Source organism: Runella salmonicolor (assembly GCF_024158025.1).
In the GTDB taxonomy this organism is placed as follows: Bacteria; Bacteroidota; Bacteroidia; order Cytophagales; family Spirosomataceae; genus Runella; species Runella salmonicolor.
On record NZ_JAMZEL010000009.1, the window covers coordinates 241,533 to 263,508 of the forward strand.

At 40.1% G+C, this 21,976-nt stretch carries 38 protein-coding genes; 10 read left to right on the forward strand and 28 right to left on the reverse strand.

Features of this window, described 5'->3' with window-relative positions:
• Positions 1-52: 52 nt before the first annotated feature.
• The 4 genes from NCI00_RS20470 to NCI00_RS20485 all read right to left on the reverse strand — a co-directional run bounded on the left by NCI00_RS20470 (position 53) and on the right by NCI00_RS20485 (position 1,664).
• A complete protein-coding gene (locus tag NCI00_RS20470; protein WP_253530693.1) occupies positions 53-274 on the reverse strand; it encodes a hypothetical protein in 222 nt (73 codons plus the stop codon).
• A gap of 240 nt (positions 275-514) precedes the next feature.
• Positions 515-748 (reverse strand): hypothetical protein, encoded by a 234-nt coding sequence (locus tag NCI00_RS20475; protein WP_253530695.1) that lies wholly within the window; start codon positions 746-748, stop codon positions 515-517.
• On the reverse strand, positions 742-933 hold the full coding sequence (locus NCI00_RS20480) for a hypothetical protein (protein WP_253530697.1): 192 nt from the start codon (positions 931-933) through the stop codon (positions 742-744). The genes NCI00_RS20475 and NCI00_RS20480 overlap by 7 nt, the downstream gene beginning before the upstream one ends.
• On the reverse strand, positions 930-1,664 hold the full coding sequence (locus NCI00_RS20485) for an antA/AntB antirepressor family protein (RefSeq protein ID WP_253530700.1): 735 nt from the start codon (positions 1,662-1,664) through the stop codon (positions 930-932). The genes NCI00_RS20480 and NCI00_RS20485 overlap by 4 nt, the downstream gene beginning before the upstream one ends.
• A gap of 398 nt (positions 1,665-2,062) precedes the next feature.
• On the opposite strand from NCI00_RS20485, the gene NCI00_RS20490 reads away from it, so the two are divergent.
• Together NCI00_RS20490 and NCI00_RS20495 are read left to right on the forward strand one after the other, a co-directional pair.
• Positions 2,063-2,569 (forward strand): hypothetical protein, encoded by a 507-nt coding sequence (locus NCI00_RS20490; RefSeq protein WP_253530702.1) that lies wholly within the window; start codon positions 2,063-2,065, stop codon positions 2,567-2,569.
• A 359-nt stretch (positions 2,570-2,928) separates the two neighbouring features.
• On the forward strand, positions 2,929-3,888 hold the full coding sequence (locus NCI00_RS20495) for a Clp protease/crotonase-like domain-containing protein (protein ID WP_253530704.1): 960 nt from the start codon (positions 2,929-2,931) through the stop codon (positions 3,886-3,888).
• Between the two features lie 205 nt (positions 3,889-4,093).
• On the opposite strand, the gene NCI00_RS20500 is transcribed toward NCI00_RS20495, so the two are convergent.
• From NCI00_RS20500 to NCI00_RS20560, 13 genes are all read right to left on the reverse strand, one after another.
• Entirely contained in the window at positions 4,094-4,324 is a 231-nt protein-coding gene (locus tag NCI00_RS20500) for a hypothetical protein (protein WP_253530706.1), read from the reverse strand.
• 105 nt (positions 4,325-4,429) lie between these two features.
• Entirely contained in the window at positions 4,430-4,831 is a 402-nt protein-coding gene (locus tag NCI00_RS20505) for a hypothetical protein (RefSeq protein WP_253530707.1), read from the reverse strand.
• Positions 4,832-4,884: 53 nt separating this feature from the next.
• The gene (locus tag NCI00_RS20510) at positions 4,885-5,658 is read right to left on the reverse strand and encodes a hypothetical protein (protein ID WP_253530708.1); all 774 of its coding nucleotides are present in this window, start codon (positions 5,656-5,658) and stop codon (positions 4,885-4,887) included.
• Positions 5,659-5,677: 19 nt separating this feature from the next.
• Positions 5,678-6,184, reverse strand: coding sequence for a hypothetical protein (locus tag NCI00_RS20515; RefSeq protein ID WP_253530709.1), 507 nt, complete (start codon positions 6,182-6,184; stop codon positions 5,678-5,680).
• On the reverse strand, positions 6,153-6,350 hold the full coding sequence (locus NCI00_RS20520; RefSeq protein WP_253530710.1) for a hypothetical protein: 198 nt from the start codon (positions 6,348-6,350) through the stop codon (positions 6,153-6,155). Before NCI00_RS20520 ends, NCI00_RS20515 begins: the two co-directional genes overlap by 32 nt.
• Positions 6,347-6,547: a hypothetical protein gene (locus NCI00_RS20525; RefSeq protein ID WP_253530711.1), complete on the reverse strand. Its 201-nt coding sequence runs from the start codon at positions 6,545-6,547 to the stop codon at positions 6,347-6,349. The genes NCI00_RS20520 and NCI00_RS20525 overlap by 4 nt, the downstream gene beginning before the upstream one ends.
• A gap of 13 nt (positions 6,548-6,560) precedes the next feature.
• Positions 6,561-6,791, reverse strand: coding sequence for a hypothetical protein (locus tag NCI00_RS20530; protein WP_253530712.1), 231 nt, complete (start codon positions 6,789-6,791; stop codon positions 6,561-6,563).
• A complete protein-coding gene (locus NCI00_RS20535; RefSeq protein WP_253530713.1) occupies positions 6,788-7,258 on the reverse strand; it encodes a hypothetical protein in 471 nt (156 codons plus the stop codon). The genes NCI00_RS20530 and NCI00_RS20535 overlap by 4 nt, the downstream gene beginning before the upstream one ends.
• Before the next feature lie 3 nt (positions 7,259-7,261).
• Complete coding sequence (locus NCI00_RS20540; protein ID WP_253530715.1) at positions 7,262-7,471, reverse strand: hypothetical protein; 210 nt, start codon at positions 7,469-7,471, stop codon at positions 7,262-7,264.
• Between the two features lie 12 nt (positions 7,472-7,483).
• Complete coding sequence (locus NCI00_RS20545; RefSeq protein WP_253530718.1) at positions 7,484-8,485, reverse strand: hypothetical protein; 1,002 nt, start codon at positions 8,483-8,485, stop codon at positions 7,484-7,486.
• 285 nt (positions 8,486-8,770) lie between these two features.
• Positions 8,771-8,962 (reverse strand): hypothetical protein, encoded by a 192-nt coding sequence (locus NCI00_RS20550; RefSeq protein ID WP_253530721.1) that lies wholly within the window; start codon positions 8,960-8,962, stop codon positions 8,771-8,773.
• Between the two features lies 1 nt (position 8,963).
• Complete coding sequence (locus NCI00_RS20555) at positions 8,964-10,307, reverse strand: terminase large subunit domain-containing protein (protein ID WP_253530724.1); 1,344 nt, start codon at positions 10,305-10,307, stop codon at positions 8,964-8,966.
• Entirely contained in the window at positions 10,307-10,822 is a 516-nt protein-coding gene (locus tag NCI00_RS20560) for a hypothetical protein (RefSeq protein ID WP_253530727.1), read from the reverse strand. The genes NCI00_RS20555 and NCI00_RS20560 overlap by 1 nt, the downstream gene beginning before the upstream one ends.
• Positions 10,823-10,913: 91 nt before the next feature.
• Here NCI00_RS20560 and NCI00_RS20565 point away from each other — a divergent pair, with 91 nt between their 5' ends.
• Positions 10,914-11,168 (forward strand): hypothetical protein, encoded by a 255-nt coding sequence (locus NCI00_RS20565; protein WP_253530730.1) that lies wholly within the window; start codon positions 10,914-10,916, stop codon positions 11,166-11,168.
• Complete coding sequence (locus NCI00_RS20570) at positions 11,161-11,913, forward strand: N-6 DNA methylase (protein WP_253530733.1); 753 nt, start codon at positions 11,161-11,163, stop codon at positions 11,911-11,913. Before NCI00_RS20565 ends, NCI00_RS20570 begins: the two co-directional genes overlap by 8 nt.
• 18 nt (positions 11,914-11,931) lie before the next feature.
• Here NCI00_RS20570 and NCI00_RS20575 read toward each other — a convergent pair whose 3' ends face one another.
• The 3 genes from NCI00_RS20575 to NCI00_RS20585 form a co-directional block, all read right to left on the reverse strand.
• Positions 11,932-12,351 (reverse strand): hypothetical protein, encoded by a 420-nt coding sequence (locus NCI00_RS20575; RefSeq protein ID WP_253530735.1) that lies wholly within the window; start codon positions 12,349-12,351, stop codon positions 11,932-11,934.
• Positions 12,352-12,696: 345 nt separating this feature from the next.
• Positions 12,697-13,047 (reverse strand): response regulator, encoded by a 351-nt coding sequence (locus NCI00_RS20580; protein WP_253530737.1) that lies wholly within the window; start codon positions 13,045-13,047, stop codon positions 12,697-12,699.
• Positions 13,048-13,279: 232 nt separating this feature from the next.
• Positions 13,280-13,534: a hypothetical protein gene (locus NCI00_RS20585; protein ID WP_253530739.1), complete on the reverse strand. Its 255-nt coding sequence runs from the start codon at positions 13,532-13,534 to the stop codon at positions 13,280-13,282.
• A 130-nt stretch (positions 13,535-13,664) separates the two neighbouring features.
• On the opposite strand from NCI00_RS20585, the gene NCI00_RS20590 reads away from it, so the two are divergent.
• The 6 genes from NCI00_RS20590 to NCI00_RS20615 all read left to right on the forward strand — a co-directional run bounded on the left by NCI00_RS20590 (position 13,665) and on the right by NCI00_RS20615 (position 16,810).
• Positions 13,665-14,318: a DUF2490 domain-containing protein gene (locus NCI00_RS20590; protein ID WP_253530740.1), complete on the forward strand. Its 654-nt coding sequence runs from the start codon at positions 13,665-13,667 to the stop codon at positions 14,316-14,318.
• 61 nt (positions 14,319-14,379) lie between these two features.
• Complete coding sequence (locus NCI00_RS20595; RefSeq protein ID WP_253530741.1) at positions 14,380-15,123, forward strand: carbonic anhydrase family protein; 744 nt, start codon at positions 14,380-14,382, stop codon at positions 15,121-15,123.
• Between the two features lie 164 nt (positions 15,124-15,287).
• Positions 15,288-15,680, forward strand: coding sequence for a DUF4279 domain-containing protein (locus NCI00_RS20600; protein WP_253530742.1), 393 nt, complete (start codon positions 15,288-15,290; stop codon positions 15,678-15,680).
• Positions 15,681-15,837: 157 nt separating this feature from the next.
• Positions 15,838-16,407 carry a hypothetical protein gene (locus tag NCI00_RS20605; protein WP_253530743.1) on the forward strand — a complete coding sequence of 190 codons (570 nt, stop codon included), beginning with the start codon at positions 15,838-15,840 and terminating at the stop codon, positions 16,405-16,407.
• Positions 16,401-16,676, forward strand: a complete 276-nt coding sequence (locus NCI00_RS20610; protein ID WP_253530744.1) for a CPCC family cysteine-rich protein — start codon at positions 16,401-16,403, stop codon at positions 16,674-16,676. The genes NCI00_RS20605 and NCI00_RS20610 overlap by 7 nt, the downstream gene beginning before the upstream one ends.
• A complete protein-coding gene (locus tag NCI00_RS20615) occupies positions 16,673-16,810 on the forward strand; it encodes a hypothetical protein (RefSeq protein ID WP_253530746.1) in 138 nt (45 codons plus the stop codon). Before NCI00_RS20610 ends, NCI00_RS20615 begins: the two co-directional genes overlap by 4 nt.
• Before the next feature lie 281 nt (positions 16,811-17,091).
• On the opposite strand, the gene NCI00_RS20620 is transcribed toward NCI00_RS20615, so the two are convergent.
• The 8 genes from NCI00_RS20620 to NCI00_RS20655 form a co-directional block, all read right to left on the reverse strand.
• On the reverse strand, positions 17,092-17,490 hold the full coding sequence (locus NCI00_RS20620) for a DUF4326 domain-containing protein (RefSeq protein ID WP_253530748.1): 399 nt from the start codon (positions 17,488-17,490) through the stop codon (positions 17,092-17,094).
• A gap of 154 nt (positions 17,491-17,644) precedes the next feature.
• Complete coding sequence (locus NCI00_RS20625) at positions 17,645-17,875, reverse strand: hypothetical protein (protein ID WP_253530751.1); 231 nt, start codon at positions 17,873-17,875, stop codon at positions 17,645-17,647.
• 17 nt (positions 17,876-17,892) lie between these two features.
• A complete protein-coding gene (locus NCI00_RS20630) occupies positions 17,893-18,339 on the reverse strand; it encodes a hypothetical protein (RefSeq protein WP_253530754.1) in 447 nt (148 codons plus the stop codon).
• A gap of 6 nt (positions 18,340-18,345) precedes the next feature.
• Positions 18,346-19,179, reverse strand: coding sequence for an MYG1 family protein (locus tag NCI00_RS20635; RefSeq protein ID WP_253530756.1), 834 nt, complete (start codon positions 19,177-19,179; stop codon positions 18,346-18,348).
• 10 nt (positions 19,180-19,189) lie between these two features.
• Positions 19,190-19,564, reverse strand: coding sequence for a hypothetical protein (locus NCI00_RS20640; RefSeq protein ID WP_253530758.1), 375 nt, complete (start codon positions 19,562-19,564; stop codon positions 19,190-19,192).
• A gap of 13 nt (positions 19,565-19,577) precedes the next feature.
• Positions 19,578-20,231 (reverse strand): hypothetical protein, encoded by a 654-nt coding sequence (locus NCI00_RS20645; protein ID WP_253530760.1) that lies wholly within the window; start codon positions 20,229-20,231, stop codon positions 19,578-19,580.
• The gene (locus NCI00_RS20650; protein WP_253530762.1) at positions 20,203-21,174 is read right to left on the reverse strand and encodes a hypothetical protein; all 972 of its coding nucleotides are present in this window, start codon (positions 21,172-21,174) and stop codon (positions 20,203-20,205) included. Before NCI00_RS20650 ends, NCI00_RS20645 begins: the two co-directional genes overlap by 29 nt.
• Before the next feature lie 192 nt (positions 21,175-21,366).
• Positions 21,367-21,954, reverse strand: a complete 588-nt coding sequence (locus tag NCI00_RS20655) for a hypothetical protein (protein WP_253530764.1) — start codon at positions 21,952-21,954, stop codon at positions 21,367-21,369.
• Between the last annotated feature and the right edge of the window lie 22 nt (positions 21,955-21,976).

Here is a 21,976-nt window from a genome sequence, read left to right on the forward strand (position 1 = left end):
CAAAAATAATAAAAATCGGGTATAAAAAAGCCTCATTGCTGAGGCCCAGATTTCAATTTTCAGTTGACTTAACGATTTTTGGAGGTTCTAAGGCTCTAATGGCCCTTTTTAAAAGAAAAAATGTAAAATCATAACGTACCCCAAATTGTTCTGTAATGGATTCTTTCATGCCCTGATTGACCAAAAAAAGGTCCAAACACTCAAACATCTCAATGATTTCTTTGGCTGTGTAATTGTCAAACAACTCTTGCACGTCATGGGGAAGGTTTTTCATATTATTTGTCATGGTATGTGTAGGGCAATGGTTTAGGCTTGCCAATTTTTTTGCCTATCAAAAATCATGTCAAATACCACTCGTGCAACAAATTATTTATCAAACGGTATATTTGTCTTTATGGTATATTATTAAAAACAAAGGGAGCCATATTGCTATGGCCCCCCAACTTTTAACGAATTCCCGAACAAGCAAAAGTCCGCTGTTACGGTATTTATTGTATTGATAATTTGTTTTTTTCTAGCAACCGATGGCCTCCAATTCACCCAACACACGAACCGCGCGCTTAAACAAGAAAAATATGTGATGCTGTTTAAGCCAAAACTCTCTGTTTAAGTCCTGTTTGAAACCCATGGTTTCAATGTACAATTCAAAATCCTCAAAGAATTCAATAATTTCCTGAGCATTGTAATTATCAACTATATCCTTCAACTCCACTGGGAGTTCGTCAAAAACATTGTCATGCACTAACATGATTCACCCCCTTTCCGATAATAAGCTCTTTGGCGCTCCACCCGTAGTGTTCTGCCCACCTGTTGCCACAGCAAGTTCAGTTCTTCATAGGGTATTTTTGACCATTCTACTTTCAAACTATCTTTGGTCGCTTCCAATACCACCTCTTCGCCTTGCGATACGGTGATTTTTACTGTATCGCTCATTTTTGTGATGGAGTAAGAGGTTCTGATTTTTTTACCAAATCCGAAATAATCGTAAACATTTTGTCAATATGACCGCATCGCTCGGCCACTTCAACCCATGTTTCGTTTGTTCGCTGCTTTTTGTAAGATTTAATCGACACCCGGTACACATAATACATCTTTTCGTAAATGTGATTCCATACCTCCTGTTGAGCCACAGCCATCGTTCGGCAATACGTATTAACCAGTCGGGTTACTTTGGCCCGTGTGGTTTCTTCGGGCATTTCATCATCCGACATCGGCAGGTAGGAGAGTTGTGCCAGTGCACTGTCATGTACCGCTTTCAATTGTTGTACATCCTGTTCCATCGTGGTCAGTCGTCTTTCATGATCTACCAACGCCTGGGCAGATTGAAGAATTAATTCCGATTGCGTCAATGGTTTTACTTGTTGCCGAAGTTGCTTTTCACATTCAATGAAGTACTGACGGGCCTGTTTACCTTTGTCGGAGCGCTGAAGCATTGCAATCTCCTTTGCAGTGTCAAGAGTTAGGGCGTAGTCTATAGATGGCCTACCCCCTGTACTTTCTGTCAAAATTGACATAAAGTCTCTATTCTCCTCAAAACCATACTCAAACATTCGACTACACCAATGACTGAAAGCGGTTTTTACTTCTAAGAACCCCCAAAGTTCTCTTGCAGAAACAGTCTGCTCCCCACTATGGGCAACAGTTACTTTAATTAATTCTTGCATTGTTGTTTTTTGGTCTTTTAAATGCAGTGAATTTATATAAACCTATCACCTTGATAGCAAAACAAAAAGCGGTGCCGAAGCAATTTCCGCGACCAATCCCACAACAGGGCAACCCGATTTTACGGATTACGGAAAAGCAACGACACCGCTCAAGGGTATCATTTGAAATGTAAGGCAACAAAAAAGCCTCGACACGTCGTCGGAGGCAGCTTTCGCCGCTGTTGTGAAAATTGGTCAATGCAAATGTGCATGACTAATTTTTAAAAAACAAATACCCGAGTAAAAATATTTTTATGGCACAAATATAAAACAATATTAATAATATTATTAATAATTTATAAATAATATTTTTTTTGAGACTGGGATGTAAATTTTTTAAACTTGCAAAAAACACTAAAATGAACGCTTGTCTATCGATTCTCTTTGTTGCAATTTCAACTCTTTCGGCATTTGGGCAAATTGATTGTGAAAAGTCAATAAGATACACTTATGATAAATATGACGATCTCTATAGGCTCTTTACTCCAAGAAAAAACGAAAAAGGAGAAGACAATAAGATGTTTTTTGTTAAAACCATCAATAAAGGGATAACAACGTACTCAGTGGCGTTGAGCGTTAAATCTGAAAACCCCTATCCGCCGATGACAGATTTTGTCATACTTTTCCTTGGCAATCGGAGAATAGTACGCAAAGATTACACAATAAACGTAGAGGTAACCAAATCGGAGATTCCGTTTTCGGCTTTTACCGCTATACCTCTTGACGCAAAAGAAGTAAAAATGTTTCAAGAAGAAATCATTGATGGATTTCGCATAAGAGCTGATGATTATGAAATTGATGTAACAGACGCACTGCAATTAAGAAAAGAGTTTGAGTGCCTCGTAAAAGCTAAAGCTCCCCAATAGTTATTTATCCCTTTTTGGAGGGGTGCCGCGCAACTGGGGAGGTGCATTTCAAAACACAACAATTTTAAATGCAAAACCTCAAAAATCAACAACAACATCCTATGATGATGACGTAGTCATCATAAGGTTTTAAGGGTTTATAAGGTTTTAAAGGTTTATATATATAATGGGTGCAAAATGCGGTGTTGGGTGCGGTATCGGTTGCAGTGCGCTATGCGGTGCATTGTGCGGTGTAAAGTGCGGTGCATTTTTGCACCTCATACAGTACCGCACAGATACCGTTTGATAACTTTTTGGTGTCATTAAGTAAAATTATACTTTTTTTGGCTTATTAAAACATATACATAATTTGTAAAATAATGAATATGACCGAATTAAAGTTGATTGTAAACAAGATTTCTAAGGATAGAGATACCGATATTTACTTACTTAGTAGTGACATTACCGATAGTTCTGCTGATGATTTAATCAATGAAATAAAAAAAACAAAAACAAGTGCGCAAAATTGCTCATTATTGTTAACTACTTACGGTGGAGACCCCGATGCGGGCTTTAGAATTGTTAGATATATTCAGAGAGCATATAAAGAGTTTTATTTATATGTTTTTGGAAGCTGTAAGAGCACTGGTACTTTAATGGCGCTTGGCGCAAACGAAATTATTATGTCCGATTTTGGGGAATTTGGCCCCCTAGACATTCAATTAACAAAAGATGACGAACTAACAAATACATCGGGACTCAGTTATCTTCAAAGTCTTATTGCATTAAACGAAAGGCTTTATGAGTCTTTTGAGCAAAATTTTATGAGTCTAAAGCGAAAAAGCGGTTTTACTATATCCACTCGAACTGCAGCAGAAATATCTTCTAAACTTGCTATTGGTATTATTTCGCCTATTTCTGCTCAAATTGACCCCTTAAAATTAGGCGAAGTAAATAGGGCGATAAGAATTGCTGATGATTACGGAAGTAGACTTTTAAGGGAAAAAGATGGTAGTAATGTACTTAGAAGGCTGATTGGAGACTATTCGTCGCATGGCTTCGTTATTGATTACGAAGAGGCAAGAGCTATATTCAAAGATACCATCAATGTGAGATTTGTTAATGATGATGAGATTATTCTGGAACAAAATTTGTTACATTTAGTTAGAAGGCAAACAAACAAAACTTCTATATTTGCCTTGTCTAACATTTTTGCTGAACCAGATAAACACACAACTGTTGAACCTCAAGTACCGATTGTAGAAGAAAATAACCACAAAAACCAACCGCTAAATACACAAGAAAATGAAAACGCTCAACCAATTGAAGGAACTAAATAAGGGCTCTGAATCCCTTCCAAGTAACTCAGGATTATCCAGGGAGCGTGACTTAATAAAGACCATTGTGCATGGTCAACGAAAAAACACCTCTCAGATTTATTCAAAAATTCAAGAAAAAGCCCAAGTGTCAAGTATCATTAAAAGACACTAAAATTTGTATTTTATAAACAAAAAGCCCCTGATTAATCAGGGGCTTTTTGTTTATTTACTTTTCTTCCTTCTTAGGTGGCGGCACGTTAAGAAGCCCTTTTAATGTTTCATCAAAAGACGTTTTTGGTTCTTTTTTCTTATTTGGACCCTCTGCTAGTAGATGCTCTGCATCTTTACTTGTCGATAATGATTTTAGTTGTGATACCGCTACCTCTCTTAAGGTTTCAGGATGAGTAATAAACAATTGTATTTTTTGAAGTAATTGCTTAAAAACACCGAAGAGCAACCCAAAAAAAATATAATTTTAAGTATATTATTAAAAAAGAGGGGCATCAATTGACGCCCCTCTTTGATTTTCAATTAACCCTAACCTTTTCTACTTTACCTATTTTTATTCAGCGATATTAAAACCCATCTCATGCGGGTCCATTCGGAGTATCAATGGGGGCGGTATGCCATACAATGACAATGCAATCATCCCATCGGTCAAAAACCTCCAACGAAACCAGAAATTATTGCAACGCCATACACTCACCCGAGCGCCATCGACGGTTTTACAATGCAAATCAATGACATCATCACCATTGCCTTTGTAAGTAAAATCGGCATTGTCAATCGGTACTGGCTCTAAAAATGGGTATTGAAAACAATCAGATTCCATTTCTTTGATGCCCACCGAAAAGTTTTCCAGTAATTTTTGTACGTAAGGATTGTCGGTTTTGGTCGATAAAGCCATCAACTCTAAGGCCATGTCCAACATTTCTTCGTTTTGGTCAATTATTTTTTCTGACATAATTGAAGTCTTTGTATCAATTGGTTATTTGTTCCTTCTAGTTTGAATGGCCTTTACTTTTTCTTTTTGCGCCTCTTCTTGGGCGCGCTCGGCAAGTTCTTTTTGTTCGGCGTAGTAGGTGCCAACGAAGGCAAGATAATCCTCAAGCGGTCGGTTAATGAGGTAATCAATGCGTTGAGGGTCTCCTTTCGTGATTTTAAAGTGGAACTCGTAACGGTCGTCAACCCGAGAAGTGCGGTGTCGTGTAGGGTTTGTTCCAAAATCGACAACTCCAACATCAACTGACTTCTCAAAAAGTTCAGGCCTTCGGAGTCGTACAGCATTTGCCAGTTTACTACACGCCCGATTGGTTGAGTTAAAAAAAAATCCAATGCATTCGGGTTTTTCATCCACAATTGCTTGTTTCTCATGGCTTTCCCAGCATCAAACAACAATGGGTTTTCATCATCCGCAAAATGAAAAGCAGTGGCGTTATCATAAGTGCGCTCTACGCTCATGTCATACTTCCGACGTTGACGCACATTGTTTGCATGAAGTTTGGCCGTCATCAAAACCGCTTGCATATTGGCATCATTTGTCATGGTCATGCATTTGGTCAATGCTTCATCAATGACCGAAATGGCGGTATCAAGGGTAGGCCCATCTAATTTCAACTCATCATGGTCACGTTGTAAATCGGCCATGGCGTAAAAACGTGCAGCGGTCATTTTGGTGCCGCCATCCACAAACTGGTAAAACTTCACGCCATCCACTTCAAAATGTTCACCATTGAACATGACGGGTTCAACGAGTCCCGCATCCAGTGCTTTTTTAAATTCTGAATTCATACTATTGGTTATTGGAGGGTTACAACAATTCGTCTAAATGGTTGATTTGCAATGTATAATTGATGCGAAACCCAAAAAGGGTTGGAATATAATTGCGCTCATCACCAACGAGCGTTCGCCAATCATCCCTGATAACTTGTTCTGAATTGGTCACAAATGACACAATCCCAAGCATGGGTATTTTTTCCATGCATTGAAGCACCTTGACATAATCGGTCTGAACCCTACTCACCCCTATGTACACGAGGTTTAGCCGATAAGTGTTTGATTCAAATTCTCCGTATTGGGTTTTAGTGATTGGACTTCCGCTGTCCAAAATGTGGGCCCCTTGAAAATCAAAAGTTGTGCTTTCAATGGTGACCTTTTTAAGGTTGCTATCAATCAACATGAAGCGTTTTTCCTGTTGGGAATAAATCGCACTCACTCGCCCATGATGAACGCATTTTATTTGAGGTGGGTCACATCGACGGGTAATTGATTTATTGATTACATCGTCAATTTTGGCGATTTGTGCGGTTAAGGTCATGGGTTTTAAGTTCAAAGAATTTGATGCATTTTTCCAAGCAGTCTTTTTCGGTCTTTCCCCAAATAGTATATTCAAAATCAACGTTTTTAACTTTTTCACTGTAAGTAAAACGCCACAGTTTGCCGTATTTTTCGGGCTTGATGTCTTCTAGTTTTAGGCTGGTCATTTCATTGAGTATAAATAAAATTGGCCTTTCTCAAATGGATTCCAACAAAAATCAAACTCTTTTATTGGCTCACGTCTTTCAAACAAAGCTTTGAGATAGGGATATAATTCACCCAAATAATCTCTATGTTGTTCAATGTTGTCAGCGGTAACTTTAACCCGTTGGGGCCATTTAAACTTTTTTAACTTACCTTTCATTTTCATGCAGTTATCAAATAAATGGGTGTACACGAACGCTAAATCCTCCTAAACTCGGCTCGTTTTCTATCTCTACATTTTGGTCCAGAACCATCATAGACAATTGAATAATGCATTCGACATCGTTTTTGCCGAACAGTTCTTTGGCATTTTCTTTAGGAATCACACCATCAATGATGATATGTCCGTCTATGGTGCTTCTCAAATGCACTTTGGCACGAATCGTTTTACTTACAATGTTCATCGTAAATCCTGTTGAAACTGTCTAGTCAATTTGTCAGCAATCAGCTTTTGTTCTTCACGGCTTAAATACCATGCCCCGCCAAAATAAGCCTCCAGATAACCCGCAATTTCGGCCATGCCCAAATCCAAAAAACCAACAACCACCTCTCGGGCCTCCGAACGGATGATGTTGTAATTTCTCATCAAATCACCTTCCATCGTGAAATCCATACGCTCGGTCTGTCTGCCTTTTTTTAGCCTTGTGTACTGAGCATAAGCACGTGAATAGGCACCAATCGAGCGTGGGCTTTTGGTTCTCATCACCGTCCCGTCAGAGTTTTTCCCTTCCTGCTGAATGCGATGCGCTACCGCCACCATACCATCCGCTGCGGCCTCAATGAGATTGTTAGAAATATTGCGTTCCGCTTTCTCAATGCGCGCTTTCAGTTGGATGCAGACTTGGGAAAGGTTGGAATGGATGGTGAACATGCGCTACTTTTTAAGATTTAACTCTTTGACCAATGGCTTTTTAGAGACCAAAAATGCTACTGACGCTTCTTTGTCACTGCAAATGACTTTATCAATCTCAATTGGGCCAACAAATATGGACCCATCAAGTTTGACTTGAACCTCCATGTTACCACCTACATTTGAGGCTTGCTTGATTGCGAATAATTCGTTGATAAGCTCGTCGACTGTCATGTTGCTCAGTTTTTACACGTAAGACCCCGTAAAGAACCCGCCTTGGTGCTCAGTGTTAATACCTTGCACCTGTGAATCATCGGTGGTGGTATAAATCGTCTTGATTGCCTTAATCAGCTGAGATTTGTACTGTTTATGGTAATCATCACGCAGCTCTTTCATTTGCTCTTCCAGCGTATTGGTGAACGCATTGAAGTTTTCGGACTTCAAACGCTCCACAATCAGCAAATGACCACATAAATACCTGAAGGCTGAGGCCAACTTCGTTTTGTGTACCGTCATCAGATCGTCAACATCCCCAACGATTTTAATACCCACATGAACTGGCCACTCCGTAGAAGTTTTGACAAAATCAGCATACACTAAACCGCCTTTATCCAAATCTACTTTGTATGAATAAATGCCCGCCACATCACAAACAGGACCACCAAAGCCCAAATTGCATTCCATTGGGCGAAGGCGTACGGTAGTTTTAAGACCCACAAACAATTCCATACCGAACAATGCCACCTTTTTTGAGCCGATGATTTGAGTTAAATCAATGCGGTTGATGCCTGGCGTTATATTGATGTTCGCCGACCGATACAGTTCTTTCAGTATCATTTTGTCATAGAGGGCCACCACGCACGTTCCCTCATCTTCGGCCCAAATGATTAATTCATTGAATTCAACGATGGTGTGTTTGTTGTAACGCATCTCTAAAACCCCACCGATAAAATCCGTGTAAGATTCAAAAGCGTTTTCTGCATCGGGAACGGGTGGGAGAGTCTCGGCCATTTCGTGTCGAAAATCCCGTTTCTCAGACAACTCCAATTCAAAATCCATTTTAAGGCGTTCGTAGGCATTGGATTTGGTACGTGTCCATAGTTCCGTCGTGGTTTCTAAATCACCGCTTCGTTTCAATCCATCAATCAAAGAAGGGGTGAGACCCGTCAAATCATTGACCACATAGGTAGTGCCGTTATCGACTGGCTTTAAGTTGACAAGGCCATCAAAAGGAGTTACGGTAGGCATGAATAGAAGGTTTGGTTTAAAATATTTAACAAAGTTAATAATATTATTAATTATTTATTAATTAGTTAATAATTAATGCTTCAACCGTTTCAATCTACAAACTCCCTTTTAAACCAGAATGTAACTTCTATTCCAAAGAAAGAAAGTCTGTAATAAAAATCATGGGGTCCTGAAAAGCCAGTGCTGAAACCAAAAATTACCCAGTTGCATTGTCTGGCATATCGCTTTTGTTTCCAACGGTTAGAAAAAAAACAGGAATCAAATTTTGTAATCTCTTTTTTCATCTCAGTTCATATTTTCGTTTACATATCGTTTCAAAGTCTTTTTGGACACCCAATCTTTGTTCATATCCTTAAAATCCTTCAATCGGTCGGCTTTGGCTTGTGCTTTTTGAGCCTTGTTTAGGTAAACAGCGTACATTTTCAGAAACAGGCTTCCGTAAATGAGAAATACCATAATGCTAATTAAGTGTGCCATGTTAAGCTAAATCGTAACCTAATTTGGTGAAAGTGTCGTACTCAAAACCCGTCATGGCATAGCGTAGGCAGTCCCCAACGTGGCCGAAATCATTCTCATCACACTCTTTTTTGTTGAGTTTTCCGTCATTAAGCACCGACATACGGTTGATGTCAGACAAAAGCGTGGTGCATTTGTAGGACACGACAAAATTGCCGTGATAATATTTCAACAATGCATTCACAATCATACGGCTGGTTTCGGTGCCCAAATTGTAGGTAGGTACACGGTCAAAATTCACCCAAGCCGCTTTGTATTTTTTGAAATAGCTGTCAATCAACATCCAAGCTGAAGCATTGCCCGTAGTCAGTGCTGATGCATTGTTTCCCGAAGCATCACCCGTACAGAATATTTGATTTCTTCCGTACTTCATGCACAAAATCTTTATCAGCTCCTCTAAATCCTCCCCGTGACCGCCCAACATGTAATATTCCTCAATGACGTAAATGCGACCATTGATTTTTTGCAACACCAAACACGTGTTGCGTTTGTTGAAGTCAAAGGAGAAATATACAGGGTATCGTTTGTCGTATTGAATTGGGTTTTCTGGCGAATCCACCATCACCTTTTTGTCAAAGTGACGGAAGTAAGGATTGCCATTGAGCAAAATCCATTGTACCAGGTACAAAGACATGAAAATGTCTTCAGGCAATTCTCGGCGGGCTTTTTCGATTTCTTCAATGTCAATGATGCCCTGTGACGCAGCTTCGTAAGCATCTATTTTGAAATACGCCCAATCATTACCTAGCAGACCTTTCTCGGCATCTTCGGCCAATTTCGTACCCCAGTGTTCGGGGTGGGTTTTGTTGCCGATGAATTTAACCTTCGCCTTTGTTTTGGTGATCGTTGAGCGCAAAGCATAATAGGCTTCTTTTTTGGCGCGGGTGAATTCGTCAAAAACCGCCCCGTACACATCCTCACCGTACAATGAATCAGGGGAGTCAGCAGATTTAAACCATATCACCGCTTTGTTCCAAAGGGTAATGGTCATTTTTTGAGAATTGAACCGTGCCAAATTGCCCAATGGTGCCAAATACCGTTTCAAACGGTTATAGGCAATTTCTGATTGGGAATACACGGGCGCAATCCACCAGTAATTTCGACCGTCTTTGCCTTCCAATGCCGCCAACGTAATCAGCCACACAATATGACTGTAAGTTTTACCCACTTTAGTTGACGCCTCGGTGATGGTAAAACGTACGGGAGAATCAACGATTTTACGTTGATACCCCACCAAAGGCGAGAACTTGATTTTTACTTTCCGCTTTTTGGCGGCAATTTTCGGAGTAATATTCGGCGCTCCCATTAAGCCTCAATTTCGACTTCAACATCTCCCACCAAGTCGATGTTGATTTTTTTGAGGCCCATCAGCTCAACCCGGAAGTTAAGGCACCATTCTATCCCTTTCAAAAAAGAGGCGTTACCTTCTTTTTCTCGGGTTTCTTCCCGCATCTCCACACTTTGCGCGGTTTGTTTTTCTGCATCATCCTCGCTTTTTTTGGATTTGCCGTTTGCTTTGTCGGCTTTCTGGCTAACCTTTCGGCTCTTTGTTTGCATGGGAGATTTTGAACGTTCCCAAGCCATCCAGTACGTTTTCTTCAATACATCCAACTCGGCCAATGTTTCTGCCATGACCAAATCAGTGTTGTATTGAATAGATTCTTGCCACCGTTTTTTCTGTTTCGCAAGGTCATAATACACTTGACTTGCAGAAACACCCACTTGTTTCGCTATTTCTTCCACGTCCTTGCCTTGTAAGTGCAAATCCGTGATTTTCTTTAGCCGTTGGGTCAGTTCAAATTTTGATAACCCTTTCGCCATTACAATTTCATGGTTTTGAAATAACATTAATAATATTATTAATAATTGGCTCTTAATTATTAATTTTATAGTAAATTAAACATGAAAATTAATGATAACCAAGAAAGAAGAATTACTCAACGCCATTGCCAACAATGATACCATCACAGCTTTGAGAATCGCCAAAGATTTCAGAATTGATTTCAATAAGGACCAACAACGCGTTTTGCAAATCGCTCACGAATGCAATGATGCTTCCAAAGCCAATTTTTACAAAGGGCTCGGCATCGACGTGAAGCAAAATCAAGCTGATGCCCAAGAATTACTTAATCAATACTTCCAATCAAAAACCCAATGTCATGCCTAAAACTACCGATGTACCCCCATCGCTGAGGGTATTCAATAGCCTTTTTGAAAAAATCTCGTATCGACACAGTTATTCAGACGTTTATTGTGATTTTGTCGACTACGTAACAGCCTGCTTTTCGTGGGAAGGTGACAAAGAGTTGGCCTTGCATCTACAAAAGAAATACGACAAAGAATACCCAATCTTCGGCCAGTTATTCAATGAATGGCTATTCGTACATAAAAAACAACTTGAAATGAATCAATGGTATGATGTACTTGGAGAGTTTTACGAAATCGTTTCGTCAAGTAGTAAAGCAAGTAGGCTTGGGCAGTTCTTCACGCCACCAAGTTTAGTGACCTTGATGACCCAAATAACGGGAGGGAAGGTTGCGGCCAAAGAAAGGATTCAGGATTGTTGCTCGGGCAGCGGACGAATGCTCATATCATACCACGCTTATTTCCCGGGCAATTACACCTTTGGTGCCGACATTGACAGCATTTGCACAAAAATGACCGCGATAAACATGGCATTGCATGGTTGTGAAGGGGAGGCGGTTTGCATGAACAGTTTGAATCCCGAGGATTGGCGGTTTGGTTATCGTGTCAATCCACACATTCACACCATCGGCATTCCCCACCTGGTACCCATCAACAAAGAACAAAGCGTTCAGTTTCGATATTGGGAAAATAGACGAACCGCCAATGAGAGCGAAGTCAAAGAAGAACCGAAAGTTGGCAAACACGGCCAGCTTTCTTTTTTTTAAGGCCCTTCCTATTTAAACCTAAACCTCTCTAACCATTATCACATCAACATTATACTTTCGGTACTTATAATAAAACAGGCCAATAGCGCTTTCTTCATCCATTGCGCTAATTTCTTCAATAACAGGTGTATGGTCCGCAAACCTGCCTGTAATATCAAACTTTCGGTATCTCAAATGGCTAAACTGTAAATCCAACCACTCTTTACTAACGCCCAACTTTTTTATTTCCCAAAGGTCAAAGCTCACGGCGGGATTGTAAAAAGTAGGCACAGGAATGAATTTCAAGGTTTGTAGGGCATCCAATACTTCTTTCTCGCGACGCCATGGCGCAGAATTGTAAGCTAATTCATTTTGCAAAAACTTACTGTCCGTCTCCACCTTTAACCCTCTATGTGATTTGAAGATGGTAGCCTTATAGGTTGCAGCATTATGATTCACTATCGGGAAGCATTGAAAGTAGGCTTTTTTATATGGCCTTACATTGTGGTAAATCGGTTGCAGTGGCATACAAGAGCATAAAACTCAAATATAATAAAGTGAGTTGAATTGTAATATAAATCTATTAGCCTATGGGTATAAAATTCTGTTAGAGCTATTCTTTCTGATGGGGTGAAAACCGACGAAAAAAAAGAACCCTGCACTGCAGAGCTGCGCAGGGTTACAAAGATTACTCAACGTTATAATAAAAAATCTTGATTGCTAAATTCTAAGATACCAAAATTGGCAAATAAAATTAAAATAATGATTTGTTTAATTTTATTTTTTATTCATATGAAAGTGCGTTCAGAGCAGTAGTTGAATCGTTGCCAGCAAAACTCCACTCGTAAATGGCTGCGTGAGATAAGCCGTGGGGCGATTGAGCGGCGGTACTTTCACGGCCTCAGTCTCGGCCGTACTGATAAACACAATGGGAATTTTCTTTTTAATTCTTTGCTCAGCCTTCAGGATAAGTTTACTGTAGGATGCTTCGCAGATAATCAGATCGGGCTGAAGCGTAAAAATATAGCTGAGGAGCTCATCGGAGGCCGAAGCCTTAACCCGTAATACTTCGTAACCGGGTTCTTCAATCATTTCGTCAATGGGGTGCATACAGGATGGACTGTCCTGTAAAAGGAGTGTTTTGATATTCATCATTTTCTGAGTTAGGGTAAAGCAGTGCTTTGTAAAACGGTAATTACGGTATAGTATCCTTCAGGACTTACCGAAAAAAATAAACTCCCGACAGTTTAAATTGTTTTACAAAAAATCAGCTTTTGCGTTCTTCGGTAAAAAAAAGGGGGCTGTTTTTCCAAAAATTCAGTGTTATTTCCCCCTGTTTTCGGCCCTCAATTGGTTAAAAAAGACTCAATTGACTCGATTCGGATTTTCAAGTGTGTTTATACCCAATTTCGTATGGGTTTACCCTGCAATCCTCATCTTCGTCTTTCGAGTAGTCAAATTGATGAGGCGAAAGGATGTATTCCTTTTGATAGGTCTCCTTATCAAGTCCAATCATGCGACCGCCACAGCTTCGGCAGTGAATAACCCCTTTTGGGAAATTGTGAGCTACTTCCCAACATTGAGGGTCTACGCAAACTTTCACGGCTTGGATTGATGGCGGTTTGGCTGTGTGCTTTTCCATGGGAAGATTTTTTCTAGTTTTTGGCAACAAATGGACTTGTTCTTAATTCGTATATACACTATATTGGTGTGCTTTACGAAGTATTGCGTATATACAGATGTTATAGCCAATTTTAAAAGACCGACATACAATGAAGAAAATTTTAATCCTTTTGACCTTGACACCTTTTACCTTGTTTGCTCAACAGAGCGACTTTGGCAACTGGTTAATCTATTTCGGAGACAAAAAATTGAACAACCGATTTAACTGGCACCACGAAGTACAGTATCGTAATTTCAATTTCATAGGTGACACCGAACAGTTGCTTCTTCGCACAGGTTTAGGATATAATCTTACTGAAAATAACAATAACATTCATTTAGGGTACGCTTTTATCTATAGTGAACCATACATATCTGGCACAGATGACAAAACCAATTTTAATGAACATCGAATTTACCAACAGTTTATCACAAGACAGAGTTTTGGAAGATTTTCGCTTCAACATAGGTATCGTTTCGAGCAAAGGTTTTTTGAAGACGACTTTAGACTAAGACTTCGGTACTTTTTATCTGCTAATGTCGCTCTCAATCGCAAACAAATGGAAGATAAAACTGTTTACATTTCACTTTACAACGAGATTTTTGTGAACACAGAACAAACTTATTTCGACAGAAACCGACTTTATGGTGGAATTGGGTATAGGTTTTCAAAATTTGTAAGAACCGAAATTGGGGTAATGAACCAAACAACAAATAGTATGTCAAGAAACCAGTTAAACGTGATAACGTTCGTAAATTTTTAAAAGCAAATGGAAAAGCCGAACACCATTTTACAAAGTAGGCAAATCAGTAAAACAAGAAAAAATGTTAAAAACAAATTTCATCATCGCTACTGTTATTATTGCCTCTTTGACGGCTTGTAATAACTCTCAACAGAAAGAAACAACTGAAAACAAAACAGTTGTAGAGCAACCTAAGGGCTTAGTACAAGAAGTTCTAACTAAAGAACGAAGAGACGCACTAACACCTGACCAAATTATCCAGACCTTCAAAGAAGGAAATGAAAGGTTTATTAAGAATGAGCTAACTGCCAGAGACCATTCTGCACAAGTAAGAAAAAGTGCTATGGGACAATTTCCAAAAGCAGTTGTTCTCTCCTGCCTTGATAGTAGAGTTCCAGTTGAAGATGTTTTTGACAGGGGTATTGGTGACATTTTTGTGGGGCGTGTAGCTGGTAATTTTGTAAATGAAGACCTATTAGGTAGTATGGAATTTGGTTGTAAAGTTGCAGGAGCAAAAGTAATTTTAGTTCTTGGACACGAACATTGCGGAGCAGTTAAATCGGCAATTGATGATGTTAAACTTGGAAACATTACTGCAATGCTTTCTAAAATCAGACCAGCAGTTGACATGGTAAAATATGAAGGCGACAGAACTTCAAGCAATCCTGAATTTGTGCATCAAGTATGCGAAAGCAATGTAAAACACACCATTGAGCAAATCCGTACAAAAAGCTCAATTCTAAAAGAGATGGAAGATAACGGACAAATCAAAATCATCGGTGGTGTTTATGATATGGACAGCGGAAAAGTGACATTCTTAGAATAAAAACTGGCTATAACAAGGTATTGCCGCAATGGGGGGTGAAGTGCTTCTATGAAACTTTTGTGCGTAAACGAACGACAGTGCATCTATTGAACATTTGTGCTAAAAATCCCCCACTGCGGCAATACCCAAACCGTTATGCGGCATGCTAAGACAAACACAATAAAATGAAGTACTATCAATTATTTATAGACACTGACAATAATGCTGAAACTTATAATAGTGTGACAGATTTATTAGGACTTCAGCCAACAGAAAGTGAAAAGGACAAGACTTCGAAGGACAGATATAGTACTTGGATGTATATGGTGACAGAAACTGAAACAGACCCATACTTTGATTTTATCAATAATTTCCTTGACATTTTAGAACCGAAATTTGCTGACCTTGAAAAACTAGGTGTGACAAGAGATAAAATTCTATTTTGGAAGCTCTATGAATATGACCAACAATGTGGAATGGAATTTCATCCTCAAGAAATGGTAAGACTTGGACAAAGTGGAATTCACCTGAATATTGACTGTTGGACAAACAATACAGAAGAAAGCACGACCGCATAACACGGGTTTTGCGTCAGGCGGGCTGACGTGTAAACTTGGGGCTTTATGCTTCTAATAAACTTTAGTAATAAATTGAACCTTTGTGCTCCGAAACCCGCCCGAACGCAAAGCCAGTAAACGTTATGCACCATTTTAGGACGACCCTATACCAATCAAAGTGACGACAGAAAAAAGATACGAAATATTAAACTCTTTGCCGACTTACGGACCAATGTATGTTCCTGTAACAGACAATGGAGAACCATTTTATTCCGAAGGGTTTGTTGTTAGTTTCTATAAAACTGACGGAGCAGCATGGGTAGCAAACTTTCAACCAGGTTGGACAGATTTAAAGGAAATTATAGAATTTGAAAAAACTCAAAACTTGTTGGTGGTTGCTTGTGGAACATGTTACTTAATGAATCCAGACGACACAAAGCCTATTGAAGTTTTCGGAGTTGGCTATTCTTGCATTTTTAAATCAAATAAAGATAGACTTGTATTGCAAGATCAAACCGACTTGACAATTATTGAGCCAGATGGAACACATTGGGAAACAGAAAGAATTTCGTGGTACGGATTGGCTGAAATTAAGGTTGAAAATAATTTGGTATCTGGACTTGCATTTAATCCTACGCACGATGCGGACGAATGGGTTGAGTTTAAGTATGACCTTGATACAAGAACTTTGACAGGTGGAAGTTACTATTCATTTGAGAACAAAAAACCTTGGTGGAAAATATGGTAACTGAAAAATTTGCTTGCCCTTGTTGTGGTTACAAGACATTCGCAGAACAACCAAACGGACATTACGACATATGCGAAGTTTGTTTTTGGGAAGACGACCCAATTCAACTTGATGACCCGAATTATGAAGATGGAGCAAACAAAGTTTCACTTAGACAAGGACAAAGAAATTTTATTGAGTTTGGTGCTTGCGAAAGAGAGATGATTAAAGATGTAAGACAAGCGACAAAGGACGAACAACGAGACGAAACTTGGAAACCATTAGAATGAGAAGAAAAACGGTGCATAACACGGGTTTGGCAAAAGTGGCGGTTCAGTGCTCCGCAGACACATTTGTGGTTAATCAAAGTTTGGTTCTCCGCATCAACATTTGTGGTGAAAATCACCACATTCGCCAAGCCTGAAAACGTGTGTGACTTGAATTGAGCTAAGCATCAACTTAGCAAGAATGCTTTAAAACAGATGGAAGGCGTCTACTATTAACTACATAAAGTGCGGAGTTCGAGCGAACAGAACGGCTGACTTCGAGGGGTAATATGTAGATGAATTGGACTTCCGATGGGGACTTTCAGGAGTAGTTATCAAACCACCTTATGCTGCAATATTTGGAAACTATATTGTGGTGAGCGGTAAGGAAAAACCAGAACAACGATTCTTGTAGGTTGATTGTTTTTGATATAGACATTCATGTCACTATCAATTGTATTAATTTTTGAATTAGAACATCGCCGTGGCACGGAGCACCCAAAGGGCAAAAACAGGCTAAATCTTTACCTATTAACGGTGTGAAATCTTTTTTGGCAAACATTTCTTGGTGGGTGTCAATGTCAAAGTTGCCTTTTATATCGTCACGGATTTCGTCGGTCATACCTACTAGATAACGGTAAATGTCAACAACATCCTCGGGCGTTCCGTGGCACAAGCACACCCATTTATCCATCACGGCACGTCGGTGACTTGCATCAATGTAGATCATGTCGCCTACCAGTTTTACTGGGTTTCCCCATTGCCCTGGGCGCGTGATGGAAACGGCATTTTCGGGAATTCTATAGCCTTTAGTGCGTTTTCTTTGAATGCGTTTCATATCTGTTTCATTTCCTCTTCAGTACAATACACCTCAATTTCGGTAACAATAAAGCTTCCGGGTTGATGGCCAATAATTTCTCCTTTCAAACCCAGTGACTTCAACTTTTCCAAGAAATATTCTGGAGAACGTGTACTGAAATAATACCGATTTTTCATTCTCCAAACAGGTTTGTTTGAATCCCTTCTTTTGATTTCAGCGCCCTGAGTTGCTTTAAAACAGCCCTCATACCTTCAAGCTGAAATGCCGCCTCTTCGGGCTTCATTTTAGGGTTAGGACCTGAGCACCATTTTGGGTAAACGGATTCTCTCATTCTAACTTCCCTTTCAACGATGGCAATTTGTTCGTCCAAAGTGATGGGTTTGGCGTATGGTGGTAGATTCATGATGATTGGCATAAAGGTTAAATATTATTAAAAAATACGGGAGCCAAATCCATCTGTAAGGGAAGCCACGATTCCATGATTAGCCTAGTGGCTTTTGTGATGCTTGGTTCGTTTTTACAACTAGCCAACTTGCCTTCGGTGGGTTTTAAGCCAATCTCGTGCAAAACACATTTGCCATTTTCAAAAAATGCACAATGTCCCTTTTCCTTTTTATACGATGGGGCAATCATCAAAATCGGAGGCAACCCGAGGCGGGTGGCGGCTACATTCATGGTAATGGCAACTTTATCTCGAAAATCTGGCCTTTCTTGAATCAAAAACATGTCAAAAGGTGTTCCGATGCACGGGGCGGTATGGCACATTTGCTGGCACATTTCGCAATGGCACTCTGAGGGTTGCAAACATGACAGGTCAATAATTTTCTTTTGAAAATTAGCGGCCATTTGGGAGAGGTTGTGTTTCATAGGAGATTAATAATTGAAAGGAAGCTCAGGGTCTTCAGTTAGAATACTCCTTGCAAACTCCACCGCCACTTCAAAATCTTTCACCGTGGCCATGAAACCAGAACCGTGACGGAAAATAAAGCCTTCACACTCAGATACGTTTTCGGGCACTACGGCCAATGCGGTATCACGGCTTTGTATTTGCCAGCCATTGGCATGGGGCATCACCGCAAACGTGTGGTCATCTTTCTTTTTCCAAATAGTATTGAAGGTTTTGAACACCGCTACGCCGTTGGGTAAAATTTCTCTATCCGCGTATTCTTTTTCCGAGCGTACATGCTCAATTGCCGAATGATGCTCATTTTGCAGAATCATCATTGCCACATTCACAGCGTCATTAAATTGCTCCTTTTGTTCTTGAGGGTCAGTGACATCACGATTGAAGCCAGAAATGATGCTTGATGCATTCCGGAAGCCCTCAGGCAATGTGTGCAACAATTCATAAATATTGTCACGGTTGGTGTCGACCGCATCAATGGCGGCAAAAAACGCGTCAAAATGCGGTATCAAGTCGTCATGGAAACAATAATTCATCATTTTCCAGATAAGCCCCGCAGCGGATGGCAAAGACGTGTCTTGATGATGGTCAAAATTGAGCATACCGGGATTGTATGAGCCGCCGACATCAATCACAAATGCGGTTGGGTCCAACAACGCATCCTCCAGTATTTCCTTTCTGCGTGTACGAATCACTGGTACTTCGTGGAAACCACAGATTTTCAATAATGCTACGGCAAACACTTCATCTGCGTGAAATGTGGTGTCATGGGTAATAATTCTACTTACTTTGAAATTTTTCATTTTTGATTTGTTATGGTTGTGTATTGAAAATAGTTAATGGGTACTGCAAAAACCCTTCGTTACGCTTTTCTAGGGCGGGTAGGACTTCAAATGATACCTTTTCCACTTTTAGGTTCATGGCTTTGATAATATTTCGAACCAATGGCCCGTGGGTAATATGCGTAGACCCGTTGGCTTTTACATGAAATGCGTTTGGGTGATTTCCTGCAATACAATGCAGCATCCCATCAATCACTTGAAACCGAAAGTAAACCCGGTCTTTGACTTTGAACAGTTCGCGTGAATGGACATTGAATCGTATTTCTCCTTTGTCCGTGAAGGTGATAATTGGCTTTGTGTTGGAAATACTAAGCCTTTGGGGTACGGTGTTTTTGTCGAAAATCATGTTTTTGGTTGGCTTAAATGGTTTCTTGCTGATTTTGTTGTTCTTCGTTGAGTTGCTTTTGAGCGTAATACCCAGCCTGCCATTTTAGGAATTTATCTTCTTGCCATCGCGCTTTTTCCCTATCCTTGGTACGCTCTTTATCTTGCTGAGAAAGTGCATCTTTCCCTGTTTTTTGATACGTTTCCTGTAAACGACGATAGCCATCCGTAACGCTACTTGTTTCTTTTTCTTCGGCCTCAAATTGCTTTTTTTGCTGAGCGTTTACCCATTCTACTTGCGCCAATCGCTCTTCAGTATCGTATGTTTTCAACCATTCAATCAGGGTTTGTTTGTCAAACTTCCCATAAGCGGTACCATACATACCAGCCGCTCCCTGCCTAAGTGCATAGGCCACTTCGTCGAGCCTGAGCATCCACCAATTCTCCACAATTTCTTCGGCCATCATGGAGATTTGAATCGGGGATGGTGCCCGTTGGACATTCATCGTATTATTGGCTTCGGTCAGCAACACGGCAATTGCACCGACAATCAAAGGCCTGTTTTCACGGCGATAAAAACTGATTTGGTTCTCATCGGCTGTCATAGCCGCACGAACAGTTAGGCTTTTTTGGTAATTTGAAATGGCGGCAAGCTTGGTGCTATTCGGGCTTTCCGAAATAATTTTCATTAACGACCCGGAGGACGTCTTCGAAAGTTGATTTTTGGGATTGGTTTGAATTTCCATGATTGCTTGGGGATTTGGCGTCGTCAAACATTCCCTTTCGGAGCCCAGCCGACAGCCAGTTGATAAAAAAGTCTTTTGCTCTTTTGAAGGATTCAATACCTTCTGGGTATTCGTCGTAGAAAATGTGTCGAAACCCCTTGATTTGCTCTTTGATAAAATCTAAAATTTCTTGGGGCGACTTCCCAGCGTATCTGGTTTTGGTTTGAAAGAATACCCTCTCAAAAAACGCCTGACAGTAAAGCTCTTCAAACACATCATCCCACATGTATGGGGGGGCTTTTGCCGGAACTTTTGGGGGGATTATTTCGGGAGCATTAATGATGGTTTCCATTTCTTTTCTTTCCCTTTCAATCCAATTTTTATTATTGTTTTCGCCATCATTTATTACATCATTACCATCATCACCATCGCCCTCTAATGATGATGATGGTTTATTAAGGTTTATAGGTTTTAAGGGTTTTATAGGTTTATTATTATTGGGTGCAAAATGCGGTGTTGGGTGCGGTGCAATTGCAGTGTTGGATGCAGTATCATTTGCGGTATTGGGTGCGGTGCGTTTTGCGGTGCGCTTTGCGGTGCGTTTTTGCACTTCACTTAACACCGCATCATGTACCGCAAACCTTGCTTTTGCATAATCACCACGCCCTTCTTTTACTGCAATAATCTGGTTATTATGTAACCACTTTCGCCCTTCGAGATACGTTCGTTTGTTTATCGGACACTTATACATGATTCGGTCAAATTCAATCTCGGTTTCTTTCCAGTCATTGCGATTAATCGAATCCAGCAACGAAAAGAACAAAGCGGTGTAGTCAGCCTTGAATCCTTCCATTTCGGGCACTTCATCCCAATACCACCTGATTATATCAATGTAGTTTGGTTGCATATCGGTATCTAATTATCACTTCCATGTCGTCATATAAGAAAAAAAGCCCGTAACAGGTAGGAGCTGTTAAACGGGCTAAAATGGCATTGTGCGCCATGTTTCGTTGGGCGTTTGAGGCTCCTACCTCCCAAACGTTCAACCGACACACAAATATAATAATAGCCTTGACAATATTAATAATATTATTAATCTTTATTTTAAAATTATTAATGCGTCATTTTTCATCATGTCATACACTTGTAAAACACGTCTGGCTTTCTCTTCAATTTGTCGGCCAATGGCGGGTATGTACCATAACTCCTTCATCCAAAACTTACCAGTGTCTCGGGCAACGTACAATACCAGACAGCTTTTGTATTTCCCATGATGCAAATACGCTTGTATCTGCATAAAGTCTTTGGTGGGGAGCTTATTGGATTGGATTATGTAATCCAGTTTCTCCTGTTTGGTCGACTTGATTTCGTAAATCTGCTGAGGCATACACGTTAAACCGTCAATATGGCCTCTGACCCTTGCATCATAATGGGCTACGATTTCCTTTTGGGTATCAGGAATTGCCACCCCAATGCCTTGAAGTCTTCGCCTGATGTCATTTTCTATCACATACCCCATCGACAACAATAATACGCTATCATCGTCAATGTCTGGCGTTCCGTTGATGAGTTCACTGAGCAAATCATCTTCGCTTTTGTGCAACTGTGAAAGCCCTAAATAGCTTCTTTTTTCATGGCCACCGTGTTGACGGGTCCAGTCGGTCAGGTCTTTGATTAATGTATTCATTGTATGAGGCTTAATTGTTAAC

Excerpts from the sequence above, each read along its gene's own strand:
- NCI00_RS20470 (WP_253530693.1), bottom strand. The coding sequence starts at position 274 with ATGAAAAACCTTCCCCATGACGTGCAAGAGTTGTTTGACAATTACACA.
- NCI00_RS20475 (WP_253530695.1), bottom strand. The coding sequence starts at position 748 with ATGTTAGTGCATGACAATGTTTTTGACGAACTCCCAGTGGAGTTGAAG.
- NCI00_RS20480 (WP_253530697.1), bottom strand. The coding sequence starts at position 933 with ATGAGCGATACAGTAAAAATCACCGTATCGCAAGGCGAAGAGGTGGTA.
- NCI00_RS20485 (WP_253530700.1), bottom strand. The coding sequence starts at position 1,664 with ATGCAAGAATTAATTAAAGTAACTGTTGCCCATAGTGGGGAGCAGACT.
- NCI00_RS20490 (WP_253530702.1), top strand. The coding sequence starts at position 2,063 with ATGAACGCTTGTCTATCGATTCTCTTTGTTGCAATTTCAACTCTTTCG.
- NCI00_RS20495 (WP_253530704.1), top strand. The coding sequence starts at position 2,929 with ATGAATATGACCGAATTAAAGTTGATTGTAAACAAGATTTCTAAGGAT.
- NCI00_RS20505 (WP_253530707.1), bottom strand. The coding sequence starts at position 4,831 with ATGTCAGAAAAAATAATTGACCAAAACGAAGAAATGTTGGACATGGCC.
- NCI00_RS20510 (WP_253530708.1), bottom strand. The coding sequence starts at position 5,658 with ATGAATTCAGAATTTAAAAAAGCACTGGATGCGGGACTCGTTGAACCC.
- NCI00_RS20515 (WP_253530709.1), bottom strand. The coding sequence starts at position 6,184 with ATGACCTTAACCGCACAAATCGCCAAAATTGACGATGTAATCAATAAA.
- NCI00_RS20520 (WP_253530710.1), bottom strand. The coding sequence starts at position 6,350 with ATGACCAGCCTAAAACTAGAAGACATCAAGCCCGAAAAATACGGCAAA.
- NCI00_RS20525 (WP_253530711.1), bottom strand. The coding sequence starts at position 6,547 with ATGAAAGGTAAGTTAAAAAAGTTTAAATGGCCCCAACGGGTTAAAGTT.
- NCI00_RS20530 (WP_253530712.1), bottom strand. The coding sequence starts at position 6,791 with ATGAACATTGTAAGTAAAACGATTCGTGCCAAAGTGCATTTGAGAAGC.
- NCI00_RS20535 (WP_253530713.1), bottom strand. The coding sequence starts at position 7,258 with ATGTTCACCATCCATTCCAACCTTTCCCAAGTCTGCATCCAACTGAAA.
- NCI00_RS20540 (WP_253530715.1), bottom strand. The coding sequence starts at position 7,471 with ATGACAGTCGACGAGCTTATCAACGAATTATTCGCAATCAAGCAAGCC.
- NCI00_RS20545 (WP_253530718.1), bottom strand. The coding sequence starts at position 8,485 with ATGCCTACCGTAACTCCTTTTGATGGCCTTGTCAACTTAAAGCCAGTC.
- NCI00_RS20550 (WP_253530721.1), bottom strand. The coding sequence starts at position 8,962 with ATGGCACACTTAATTAGCATTATGGTATTTCTCATTTACGGAAGCCTG.
- NCI00_RS20555 (WP_253530724.1), bottom strand. The coding sequence starts at position 10,307 with ATGGGAGCGCCGAATATTACTCCGAAAATTGCCGCCAAAAAGCGGAAA.
- NCI00_RS20560 (WP_253530727.1), bottom strand. The coding sequence starts at position 10,822 with ATGGCGAAAGGGTTATCAAAATTTGAACTGACCCAACGGCTAAAGAAA.
- NCI00_RS20565 (WP_253530730.1), top strand. The coding sequence starts at position 10,914 with ATGATAACCAAGAAAGAAGAATTACTCAACGCCATTGCCAACAATGAT.
- NCI00_RS20570 (WP_253530733.1), top strand. The coding sequence starts at position 11,161 with ATGCCTAAAACTACCGATGTACCCCCATCGCTGAGGGTATTCAATAGC.
- NCI00_RS20580 (WP_253530737.1), bottom strand. The coding sequence starts at position 13,047 with ATGATGAATATCAAAACACTCCTTTTACAGGACAGTCCATCCTGTATG.
- NCI00_RS20585 (WP_253530739.1), bottom strand. The coding sequence starts at position 13,534 with ATGGAAAAGCACACAGCCAAACCGCCATCAATCCAAGCCGTGAAAGTT.
- NCI00_RS20590 (WP_253530740.1), top strand. The coding sequence starts at position 13,665 with ATGAAGAAAATTTTAATCCTTTTGACCTTGACACCTTTTACCTTGTTT.
- NCI00_RS20595 (WP_253530741.1), top strand. The coding sequence starts at position 14,380 with ATGTTAAAAACAAATTTCATCATCGCTACTGTTATTATTGCCTCTTTG.
- NCI00_RS20600 (WP_253530742.1), top strand. The coding sequence starts at position 15,288 with ATGAAGTACTATCAATTATTTATAGACACTGACAATAATGCTGAAACT.
- NCI00_RS20610 (WP_253530744.1), top strand. The coding sequence starts at position 16,401 with ATGGTAACTGAAAAATTTGCTTGCCCTTGTTGTGGTTACAAGACATTC.
- NCI00_RS20615 (WP_253530746.1), top strand. The coding sequence starts at position 16,673 with ATGAGAAGAAAAACGGTGCATAACACGGGTTTGGCAAAAGTGGCGGTT.
- NCI00_RS20620 (WP_253530748.1), bottom strand. The coding sequence starts at position 17,490 with ATGAAACGCATTCAAAGAAAACGCACTAAAGGCTATAGAATTCCCGAA.
- NCI00_RS20625 (WP_253530751.1), bottom strand. The coding sequence starts at position 17,875 with ATGAATCTACCACCATACGCCAAACCCATCACTTTGGACGAACAAATT.
- NCI00_RS20630 (WP_253530754.1), bottom strand. The coding sequence starts at position 18,339 with ATGAAACACAACCTCTCCCAAATGGCCGCTAATTTTCAAAAGAAAATT.
- NCI00_RS20635 (WP_253530756.1), bottom strand. The coding sequence starts at position 19,179 with ATGAAAAATTTCAAAGTAAGTAGAATTATTACCCATGACACCACATTT.
- NCI00_RS20640 (WP_253530758.1), bottom strand. The coding sequence starts at position 19,564 with ATGATTTTCGACAAAAACACCGTACCCCAAAGGCTTAGTATTTCCAAC.
- NCI00_RS20645 (WP_253530760.1), bottom strand. The coding sequence starts at position 20,231 with ATGAAAATTATTTCGGAAAGCCCGAATAGCACCAAGCTTGCCGCCATT.
- NCI00_RS20650 (WP_253530762.1), bottom strand. The coding sequence starts at position 21,174 with ATGCAACCAAACTACATTGATATAATCAGGTGGTATTGGGATGAAGTG.
- NCI00_RS20655 (WP_253530764.1), bottom strand. The coding sequence starts at position 21,954 with ATGAATACATTAATCAAAGACCTGACCGACTGGACCCGTCAACACGGT.